This is a genomic window from Desmonostoc vinosum (assembly GCF_059505385.1).
In genome coordinates this window covers 1-4,915 of sequence record NZ_JCACKM010000275.1, presented here as the reverse complement: position 1 = coordinate 4,915, position 4,915 = coordinate 1, and the positions used below count along the sequence as shown (strand labels likewise).

Below are 4,915 nucleotides of genomic sequence, written 5' to 3'. Positions count from 1 at the left end.
CACTCTTGAAATGTACGGAGTTTTTTCAAAAATCAAATAGGATTCCTATAGATTTCAAATTGACCAATTTTAGTACGAGAATGTCTAATAGGTGCTTGTGCTATTAATTTACCAATCTCATTGCTTTGTTTAACCCCAATAACAACAATACCGATTGCTAGAAAAGAAAGCGCTAACAGCATATTTCGATGCAAGATCGGAAACTCTACCCTCATCAACAAAGGATAGACATTAACTAAGTGTCTTGCAGGGGATAATGAAAAGCGAGGTTATGAAAGTAGACTGACACGGGAGGAAACATCGTCTTGCTTTCCCTACTTTCATTTCTCCCCTAATTTAAGTTGCTAGCTTAAATTCAATAATCGATTTTTAACTTTCTGGTGGAATATCAACTGGCGTATTTTCGTTAGGAAAATTACCAAAACCTCGGTTTGGTAAGCCCATTTGAGTATTTTGGTTGTGCATTTCCCCCAGGCGATCGCGTAGTTTTTCTTGTTGTTCGGGTGTGAGAATCTCAGAAATTTTTTGCTTTTGTGATTCCATGACTTCTTGAATTTCTTGCTTTTGGTCATCAGATAAATTTAGTGACTGCATCGCTTCTGGTGGTTTCTTACCTGCTGCAAAAGCTTGTCTTAAAGTATCGCGTTGCTCGCTTGTGAGAATCTCATCAATTGCAGACTTATTTTCTTCTTGAACTTCTTTTAGTTTGTCCTTTTGCTCTTGGGTTAAGTTAAGATCCTTAAAAAAGTCTTGTTGTTCCTGTTCTCTACTAGGAAAACCTTGTTTTGTGGGAAATTGCCCTTGACTTGGTGGAAATTGTGCATATAACGCAGATGCAGTTGTAGTCATAGCTGTTGTGGTAAAGATTAGCACCGATAAAAACCTGAATTTCATACGAACTCCTGAGTGTTTTATTGGGGGAACTTTTCTTATTTGTTCCATGTTTTCATCATATAAATCTCAGCGAGAACGCACATGGTACTATGTCTCTAATTTTATCCAGTACTTTAGTCCTATTCACTTAATTGCAAATATGAAATTAAAGATTATAGCTATCAGGATAAAATGCAAAAATGAGGTTTCTAAAACTCTTTCTTTCTGCGACTTTTGATATCAAAATCCTGTAGAGACTAGCAATTGCAACGTCTCTACATCTGGATTCATACCGCAATTCAGCAAGGTCTAAAATACCTACCTTTGCAAGCGGGGTGGTAAATTGTCTTTGCGTTGACCGTTCTGAATATCGACGATGCTGTAGACATGAACGCCGATATAACCCGGGCCAGTCGGTCCCCACCCGTCGGTGCCACCAGTTAAACCGCCATTGATGAGATTCTGCACAAGAGGGCCAAGCGCACCTGCGGCCATCGCGCGCACACTTGACCAGTGGAGAAGATTCATGTTACGGCTGCCATCGATTGCTTCATGGAAAGTAAAGTCTATGAAGCCCGGAGAGGTGTTCGGATTGGCCGCAGTACCGGCCTTCCGCATCAGAGCCGTCAATTCCTGTTGGCTGCGACCTTTCACTACCGCTGCTTCGTTAATCGCAACTCCATCGTCCATACGGAATTGGGCGTAATAACCCGGTGGCGGTGTGGAGTTATTGACATCGGTACTGGCAGCACTTTGTTCCAGTGGTTTAACTGCGTAGTCTTCAAACCGCACGGAGGCCAATTGCAAAGACCGAGCAAGTGCCATTAAAGTTGGATTTTCACGTGCAGCTTTATATTGCCCTTCAGTTTCAAATTGGTAGTAAACCACTATCCGCTTCAAATCGATATCAGCCAGTGTCATGCTAGCCCGAAACCCATTTTGGGAACCGATAGCCCTAATCATCTGGGCTACTTTGGTTTTATAGTCAGCCGTTACCTGGTCGTCCTTGGTCTCAAGAAAGATAAAATGCGTTACAGGTGCATAACGACTTGGGTCAATGATGAAGACTGGCCCATATTTGTCCTTGTCTACGGATTGTCTGAGGTTATCTCGATTTATATTTTGTGCCTGGGCTTGGCTACCCACGAAAACAAACACACCCAGTAATGCTGTGCAGAGTACTTTTTTCATTTGCATTCCTTCCTTTTGACGATATGGATTTAGTTGCTGTTTATATTTGACGTTGTGGAACATTTTTTCCACCTAGCTATCGTATAAATACTGACTAAAATTCACATGGTACTAACGCTCTAATTTGATCCGGTACTTTAGTCCCAATTACAAGTAGCAAAAATAGTACTAAAGACTCTGGCTATTAGCATTCAATATAGATTTAAATGAGATTACAAAGCCATGATTCATGCCGTGGTTATTAATGGATAGACATAATTCACAATAGGCAGTTTGACAGTATTGAAAAATTGAGATAAAGAAGATAGGATAGTTGTCAAGTAATTCTCTTAATTCTCAAATACCTCTGTTTATTGCTGAATTATGTTAATCCTTTTGTAAAATCTTGCTTTTGATTGTTTTGATTTAAACTTAGTTGGATTTTAAAGTAAAGCAAGAAATAACTATTTTTAACTGGCAATTTAATATGAATCTAGGTTTTCAATTAAAAAGAAATATAAAACTCGAACAGCCTCCACTGCGCTTATTGCTATATCTGGAGTGGACTCTTTTTGGTATATCCGTAGTTATTATGAATCTTCCTCCCATCAGAAATTGGAGGGGTTCTGTTCATGTTAACCCTATTTTATTAATTTTAAGTATTGCTATTTTTGGTTTTCTAGGCTTCAGGTTGCCCAATGGCGATCGACTATCAAAAATAATATATACGTTGTTCCAATTATTCTTAATTTTATTGATAAATATTGGAGCAGATAACGGCGTTGGTTTTTCACCTGTGTTACTTTTGGTTGTAGTAATTCGCAGTATTTCAGTATTTAAATTTCCTGGAAGTCTACTAGTAGTTGGTTTAGTTTTAATATGTTTTATTTTTACTCTGAATACCTTAAATCTCCCGCCTAAACAACCCCCACCAGAAATGTTGCAGGGAGAAAATTTTATAAATATTGTCTGGATAATAAAATTACATCTTGTGATGTTATTCAGTTTAATTTTAGTGTTTATTTTACTTTTAGTTAATGCATTATTTGAACTTGCTCTTGCTCACAGGCGTTTGCGTGAATATGCTTTGCGTATTGAAGACCAAGCAACACTACAGGAACGTAACCGTATTGCCCGCGAAATACATGATGCTTTGGGACATTCACTAACAGCACAAAGTATTCAACTTGAAAATGCATTAGTATATTTAGAGTCAAACATGGACAGAGCCAAAGGTTTTTTATTAGAAGCTCGACAACTTAGTGCTAATCTTTTGCAAGAAGTTCGCTATTCGGTGACAGCATTACGCTACGATCCTTTGCAAGGTAAATCTTTGGATGCTGCAATTAAACTTTTAATTTTAGATTTCCAAAGTAGAACCCAAATTACCCCCGATTATTCCCAGTGTGGCATCCTATCGGTTCCCCATGAATTAAGTATAAACAGAACAATTTACCGGATTCTCCAGGAAGCTTTGACTAATATTTCCAAGCATAGCAAGGCAAGTGAGGTCACAATTGCTATACAGGCAACCAAAAATTCATTTTGTTTGCGTGTAGAAGATAATGGTATTGGATTTGATCCCGATTTCAATACCAGAGGATTTGGAATACAAGGGATGCGGGAAAGAACTTCTGCGCTTGGAGGTAAACTTTCAATCGCTAGCAAACCTCAAGGAGGTTGTCATCTGATGGCTGTGTTTCCATTATCAAGCTCGGAGTCATGATTCGCATTCTATTGGTAGATGACCAAACAATTATACGGCAGGGTATAAAAAGTCTGTTGGAGTCACAACCCGATTTTGCAGTAATTGGAGATGCTGAAAATGGTAAGGTAGCCATAACTCAAGTTGAGATACTACAACCAGATGTTGTATTAATGGATGTACGAATGCCGATAATGGATGGGGTTGCCGCAACCGGAGCGATTTGCCAGCAATTTGCGAATATTAAAGTATTAATTTTAACGACTTTTGATGATGATGAGTACGTATCTCAAGCAATAAGATTGGGTGCAAAAGGCTACTTACTCAAAGATACACCCGTGGAACCATTAGCCAATGCTATTAGGTCAGTGTATGCTGGACATACCCATTTAGGACCTGGGTTGGTAGAGAAAATAATTACCACTGTTTCCGAGTCTATTGCTTCAAACACCCCAAATATACCACTTGAGTTTGCAGAACTGACTCCTAGAGAAAAGGATGTTTTACGATTGATTGCATTGGGTGCTAATAACCGTGAAATTGCCCAGTCTTTATTTATTGCCGAACGTACCGTCAAAAATCACGTTACTAATATTTTAATGCGGTTGAATTTACGCGATCGCACTCAAGCCGCAATTTTTGCCAATTCGTTTTTGCAGTTTTTGGATGATGAAAGTCTAAGTTAATCTGAACTTCCCACTGTACAAATGTACTAAATATACCGGAAAAGCCTGTATTGAAAGCGATGCAGGCTTTTAAACTCGAAGGCTTGTACCCATGTAATTTAAGATTTATTTAAGATTTAATAGGTTGATAAAAACTCCTAACCACACCTCTACCAAAGGCATTTTCAAAGCACGTTGCAGTTTCGTTAGGGTGATTTCATCTTTTACTTGTGCAAGATGTTGTGCGATCGCATCCTTCCACTTGTTTACATCCTCATCACCTGCCAAGCGATGAACGTTGGTAAAAGAGCGCACAATTTAACTATTATTTCCATTATCAAAATAGAATTCAGGAATCAGAATCTAGAATTGAATTCTGTACGATTGGTAGATGAATAAATAGGTTTAAGACCCCTACTCAAATTTATAACTGATCTTAAGATTTCCGGTTCTTCGGTTACTTTTATGGAGAATTAATACTAAAGTGCCAGTTTAATAAACT

The 4,915-nt window shown here is 38.4% G+C and carries 5 protein-coding genes; 2 read left to right on the top strand and 3 right to left on the bottom strand.

The features are described 5' to 3' along the window. Nucleotides 1-369: 369 nt before the first annotated feature. Both AC5JMF_RS29340 and AC5JMF_RS29335 read right to left on the bottom strand, forming a co-directional pair. Nucleotides 370-849: a Spy/CpxP family protein refolding chaperone gene (locus AC5JMF_RS29340; RefSeq protein ID WP_495799226.1), complete on the bottom strand. Its 480-nt coding sequence runs from the start codon at nt 847-849 to the stop codon at nt 370-372. 342 nt (nt 850-1,191) lie between these two features. After that, complete coding sequence (locus tag AC5JMF_RS29335) at nt 1,192-2,064, bottom strand: hypothetical protein (RefSeq protein ID WP_495799225.1); 873 nt, start codon at nt 2,062-2,064, stop codon at nt 1,192-1,194. Nucleotides 2,065-2,479: 415 nt separating this feature from the next. Here AC5JMF_RS29335 and AC5JMF_RS29330 point away from each other — a divergent pair, with 415 nt between their 5' ends. Then, nucleotides 2,480-3,769, top strand: a complete 1,290-nt coding sequence (locus AC5JMF_RS29330) for a sensor histidine kinase (protein WP_495799224.1) — start codon at nt 2,480-2,482, stop codon at nt 3,767-3,769. Beyond that, nucleotides 3,766-4,434: a response regulator gene (locus AC5JMF_RS29325; RefSeq protein WP_495799223.1), complete on the top strand. Its 669-nt coding sequence runs from the start codon at nt 3,766-3,768 to the stop codon at nt 4,432-4,434. The genes AC5JMF_RS29330 and AC5JMF_RS29325 overlap by 4 nt, the downstream gene beginning before the upstream one ends. Before the next feature lie 105 nt (nt 4,435-4,539). Here AC5JMF_RS29325 and AC5JMF_RS29320 read toward each other — a convergent pair whose 3' ends face one another. Further along, nucleotides 4,540-4,728 (bottom strand): hypothetical protein, encoded by a 189-nt coding sequence (locus tag AC5JMF_RS29320; protein WP_495799222.1) that lies wholly within the window; start codon nt 4,726-4,728, stop codon nt 4,540-4,542. Nucleotides 4,729-4,915: the final 187 nt, after the last annotated feature.